Origin of the sequence: Candidatus Phytoplasma phoenicium (genome assembly GCF_001189415.1) — a bacterium.
Lineage (GTDB): Bacteria > Bacillota_I > Bacilli_A > Acholeplasmatales > Acholeplasmataceae > Phytoplasma > Phytoplasma phoenicium.
Genome location: NZ_JPSQ01000045.1, coordinates 1 through 5,598, shown reverse-complemented (window position 1 = coordinate 5,598; position 5,598 = coordinate 1). Strand labels below are relative to the sequence as shown.

At 24.9% G+C, this 5,598-nt stretch carries 7 protein-coding genes; all 7 read left to right on the top strand.

The window, feature by feature from the left end:
- Nucleotides 1–536 (top strand): YmdB family metallophosphoesterase (locus tag AlmWB_RS01150; RefSeq protein ID WP_192833070.1); only part of this gene is annotated, 536 nt, incomplete at its 5' end.
- Nucleotides 537–604: 68 nt separating this feature from the next.
- Nucleotides 605–1,498: a tRNA (adenosine(37)-N6)-dimethylallyltransferase MiaA gene (miaA, locus tag AlmWB_RS01145; RefSeq protein ID WP_050337276.1), complete on the top strand. Its 894-nt coding sequence runs from the start codon at nt 605–607 to the stop codon at nt 1,496–1,498.
- A complete protein-coding gene (efp, locus tag AlmWB_RS01140; protein WP_050337274.1) occupies nt 1,491–2,066 on the top strand; it encodes an elongation factor P in 576 nt (191 codons plus the stop codon). Before miaA ends, efp begins: the two co-directional genes overlap by 8 nt.
- A 139-nt stretch (nt 2,067–2,205) precedes the next feature.
- On the top strand, nt 2,206–2,883 hold the full coding sequence (gene cmk / locus AlmWB_RS01135; protein WP_050337272.1) for a (d)CMP kinase: 678 nt from the start codon (nt 2,206–2,208) through the stop codon (nt 2,881–2,883).
- On the top strand, nt 2,873–4,192 hold the full coding sequence (gene der / locus AlmWB_RS01130) for a ribosome biogenesis GTPase Der (RefSeq protein WP_050337270.1): 1,320 nt from the start codon (nt 2,873–2,875) through the stop codon (nt 4,190–4,192). Before cmk ends, der begins: the two co-directional genes overlap by 11 nt.
- A complete protein-coding gene (locus AlmWB_RS01125) occupies nt 4,189–5,169 on the top strand; it encodes an NAD(P)H-dependent glycerol-3-phosphate dehydrogenase (RefSeq protein ID WP_050337268.1) in 981 nt (326 codons plus the stop codon). The genes der and AlmWB_RS01125 overlap by 4 nt, the downstream gene beginning before the upstream one ends.
- A 168-nt stretch (nt 5,170–5,337) precedes the next feature.
- Nucleotides 5,338–5,598: HU family DNA-binding protein (locus AlmWB_RS01120; protein WP_050337265.1), on the top strand; the 261-nt coding region annotated here is incomplete at its 3' end.

Below are 5,598 nucleotides of genomic sequence, written 5' to 3'. Positions count from 1 at the left end.
CAAATACAAATATCATTCGTCCTTTAAATTTAAATCAATATCCTTGTGGATGTGGTTATAAAATTATTAAATGTAATTCTAAAAAAATTCTTATTATGAATGTGATGGGTAGGGTTTTTATGAATAATTTGCATTTAACATGTCCTTTTCGTCAAGTGAAAAAAACTTTACATGAATGTCGTGGAAAATATGATTATTCTTTTTTGGATTTTCATGCACAAGCTACTAGCGAAAAAATGGCTTTGGCTCATTATTTTGACGGAAAAATTGATGCAATTGTCGGAACACATACACACATTCAAACAAATGATAATAGATTATTACCAAAAAAAACACTTTATATTTCGGATGTAGGAATGACAGGTGCAGCTGATGGTGTTATAGGATTAGATAAAAATATTATTGTTAATAATTTTTTAAATGATAAAAAAATGAAGCACCGAGTAGCTACTACAGGTAAAAAACAATTAAATGGAGTTTGTTTAACTTTAGGTGTAGAAAAAAAAATTACCAAAATTAAAATAACTGAAAAATAAATGAATATTATTTACGTAAGTTTGTTTTAAAAAAATATATTATAGAAAACTCAAAAAAACATAAATTTATGAAAAAAGTTATAGTTATTGCTGGACCTACTGCTTCGGGAAAAACTCAATTATCACTAAAATTATCCCAATTTTTTAAAGCAGAAATTATTAATGCGGATTCTGTTCAAATGTTAAAATATTTTAATATTGGTGCAGCTAAAATTACTCATTTGGAACAAAAAAAAATTAAACATCATTTATTAAGCATTAACGAACCCGAAGATTGTTATAATATTTATGATTTTCAAAAAGAAGCACGTGCCTTAATTAAACAAATTACTTTACCATTTATAGTTGGAGGAAGTGGTTTATATATTAAAGCAGCTCTTTTCAATTATGAAAAATCTTCATCTTGGAAATCTTTGACACTTGGTGATATTAATCACGTCAGTTTATCAAAAATGTTGGAACAAATTAAAAAAAAAGATCCAAATTTAAAAATTGATGACAAAAATCCTCGTAGGGTTTTAAGTGCTTTTTTTCATTTAGATCAAGAAATTTTAAGATCACAAAAAAAAGGCAAAAACATTCCTTTATTTGATATTTTAGTTCTTTATCTAGATATACCTCGTTTAATTTTAAAAGAACGTATTATTAACAGATTAGAAATGATGATAAAACAAGGTTTTATTGAAGAAGTTGCTTTTTTAAAGCACAAATTTCCCAAAGCTAATTTTAATATTATTGGTTATCGTGAAATTAAAGCTTTTTTGGAAAAACAAATTTCTTTAGCCAAAGCACAACGTTTGATTATTAAAAATACTATGTTATATGCTAAAAGACAAAAAACATGGTTTAAAAATCAAATAACTTCGCAATTAGTAATGATAGATGCTTTGCATCCTAAATTAGTATCTCAAAGTATTCAGCTTATTCAAGATTTTTTAAAAAAAGGACAAAATTATGATTAATACTAATGATTTTAAAATAGGTCAAACTATTAAATTTAATAATAATATTTTCCAAATTCTTGAATTTTTACATGTTAAACCAGGTAAAGGTTCTGCTTTTGTTCGTAGTAAATTAAAAAATTTAAAAAATGGTGAAATTATCGAACATGTTTTTAATGCAGGTGTTAAAATTAAAACAGCTTTAGTTCAAAAAAAAAAATTACAATTTTCTTATTCAATGGAAGATATTTATGTTTTTTGCGATAATACTACTTTTGAAACTTATGAAATTTCTAAAAATCAACTTCAACATGTTTTGAAATATCTTACTTCTGATATGTTAGTAGAAATTTTATTTGATGATCAACAAGAAATTTTGACTTTGGTTTTACCAGATAAAATATCTTTAAAAGTTGCTCAAACTGATCCTGCTACCGCTTTCGGCAATGTTAAAAAAAACACTTCTTTAAAAGAAGCAGTTTTAGAAACTGGTTTAATTATTAAAGTACCACTTTTTATTGAACCAGAAGAAAAAATTATTATTAATACTGTAACTGGTTTATATGATTCACGTGATAATAATAAATAAAAATTATTATATTTAATTAATATCCTCCAGATTATTAAGTTAAATATTTGGAACAAAGTATATATATTATGTTATAGTTTTTGATATAACTGTAAGTGATTTATATAACAAATTAAAATTAAGGATGATTAATAAAAAAATGTTAGGATTTAAATTAGCTATTGATGGTCCTTCAGGTTCAGGAAAAAGTACAATTAGTCAATTATTAAGTCAAAAATTAAATTGGTTTTATTTAAATACTGGCTTACTTTTTCGTGCTATCACTTTTATTTTATTACAAAATAAAGTTAATTTCCAAAATTTGCAAGAAAAAAAATTAAATTCTTGTTTATCTCAGATGGATATTAAAGTTAATCAAAATATTATTTATGTCAATAATCAAGATGTAACACCTTTTTTAAATACACAAACCGTTGAAAATCAAGTTTCTTATATTTCTGGATTATCTTTGGTTCGTGAAAAAATTTTAAGTTTACAACAAGGTATGATTCAAAAATATTCTTATATAATTATGGATGGAAGAGATATTGGTACAGTTATTATGCCACAAGCGGATTTAAAAATTTTTTTAACTGCTTCCATATCAGAACGTGTTATTCGTAAACAAAAAAAATGTGTTTTTTCTTCTATTCCCTTGTCTCAAATCCTCGAATATATAAATCAAAGAGATAAAAAAGATATGGAACGTGTTAATTCTCCTTTGGTTAAAGCACCAGATGCTGTTTTAGTCGATACTACGAATTTAAGTATTGTTCAAGTAACAAATATTATTTTAGAAATTATACAAAAAAAACAAGAAAATAATCATGCATTTTAAAGTTGCTATTATTGGTCGCCCTAATATAGGAAAATCAAGTTTATTTAATCGTATTTTAAATAAAAAATGGTCTATTGTAGATGAAAAATCAGGAACTACTAAAGATCGTATTTATGCTCAAGTAACTTGGTTAAATCAATTTTTTTTTATTATTGATACAGGTGGAATTGATATAGAAAATATTCCTTTAACTCAAAAAATAAAACAACAATCTGAAATAGCCATCAAAGAAGCTCATTTAATTGTTTTTATGGTAGATGGCCAAATGCAATTGACTTCAGAAGATTTACTAATAGCTAAATTACTTTACGCAAGTAATAAAAAAGTTATTGTGGCAGTTAATAAAATTGATAATATGGTTTTATCCGATAATGTTCATCAATTTTACGCTTTAGGTTTTAAAGATGTAATTGGTATTAGTGCTCAACATGGCATCGGGATCGGAGAATTATTAGATAATATTATTCTTCATCGTCAACATCATACAACACTAATAGAAGAAAATCGAAATTGTAAATTTGCTTTAATAGGACGACCTAATGTTGGAAAATCAACTTTTACGAATGCTTTATTAGCTCAAGAAAGAATGATTGTTTCTGATATGCCTGGTACAACTACAGATGCTGTTGATACATTTTTTTGTAAAAATGGAAAACATTATCAAATTATCGATACAGCAGGGTTAAAAAAAAGAGGACAACTTTACGAAAAACATGAAAAATATATTTTTTTACGTACCTTAAACGCGATTGAACGTAGTGATATAGTATGTTTTGTTTTAGATGCAAGTCAACCTATAATGGAACAAGATCGTCATATTGCAGCATTATTGTTTAATAAAAAAAAATCTTGTATTATTATTTATAATAAATGGGATTTAGTAGAATCGCAAAATAAAAATATAAAAAAATGGAAAGAAAAGACACATTTAGAATTTAAATTTTTAACTTATGCCCCTATTTTGTTTGTTTCTTCTCAAATTAAACAAAAAATAAAAAATTTTTTCCTTATTTTAGAAAAAGTTTCCCTATATTATCGAAAAACTTTTTCTAGTCACTTGCTTAATGATATTTTGAATGAAGCAGTACAGATTAATCCACCAGGTTTTTTTAATCACGGAAAAGTTAGGTTTTATTATTTAAAGCAAATTAATAATTCGCCTCCTGTTTTTTTATGTTTAGTAAATAATCCACAATGGATCCATTTTTCTTATGAAAGATTTTTAAAAAATCAATTACGACTTTATTTAGAATTAACAGGGATCCCTTTGCAAATCATTTTTCAAAAGAAAGAAAAAAATTTTTTATGAACAAAATAACAATTATGGGTGGTGGTTCATGGGGTTCTACACTAGGTCAAGTGTTAACTGATAACCACAACAAAGTTTTAATTTACGATGTTAATACTAATTATGTTGATAAAATTAATAATCAACAACATCCTATTTTTCCACAAATAAATTTATATAATATTACTGCTACTAATAATTTACAACAAGCAATCGATTTTTCTGATATTTGGGTTTTATGTTTGCCGACACAAAATATACGTGTTTTTTTAAAACAAATTAATCTTTTATTTTCGAATAAGAAGAATTTTATTAATGTTTCGAAAGGTGTTGAACAAAAAAGTCATAAAATGATTTTTCAAATGGTTCAAGACGAAATTGATTCGTATAAAATAAATAATTATGCTTGTTTAATGGGACCAACTCATGCTGAAGAAGTTATTTTAAGACAAATCTCTTTTTTATTAGCAGCTTCTCATAATCCAGAATTCGCTGTACAAATATCCAAATTGTTTTCTAATCCTCAATATTTAAAAGTAATATGTTCTGATGATGTAGTTGGTTGTGAAATTAGCAGTGCCTTTAAAAATTGTTTATCTTTTATTAGCGGTTTAATCTCTGATCCTATAATTTTTGGAAAAAATGCCCAAGCAGCTTTCATTACTTTTTGTATCAACGAAATGGAAATTATTTTAAATTTTTTTCAAGCTCACCAAAAGACTGTTTTAAGTTTAGCAGGATTAGGTGATTTAATTGTTACTACTTTTAATGAAAATTCTAGAAATTACCAAGCTGGTCTTAAAATGAGGCAAGGCAACACTTTAAAACAAATTTACCAAAACGCTACGCAAACTATTGAAGGTATTTATAATTTACAAGTTTTTTATCATCTTTCTGTTCAAAATAATCTTTTTTTACCTCTTATTCATAACGCTTATCAAGTAGTTTTTCAACAAAAACCTATAGAAAATATTATTAAAAGTTTTTTGATTGTTTAATTTTTCATAATTATTTGCTTTTTTTATCATAAAAAACATAAATTTAGTATTTTTTTGTTATTTAAATAATTTTTTTATGTTAAAATCTTACTAGATTTAGTTTGAAGTATAAAATGTAAGAATAGCAGCAAAATTAAAATAAAAAAAGAGGAGTTAATATAAGATATAATGACTAAAAAGGAATTAATTATTAAAATGTCCGAGCAATTAAAGGTTTCGACAGATATAACTCGTAAATTTTTTAATTGTTTAATGACTAACATTGAACAAGCTTTACGTAACAAAAATAAAGTGGTTGTATACAATTTAGGTATTATCGAATTAAGAAAAAAGAAAGAAAGAATGTGTAAAGTACCAAAAAGTCAAAAAGTTTTATTGGTACCTGCTAAAGAAGTTCCGGTTTTTAGAGTGAATAAAAAATTTAAAAAA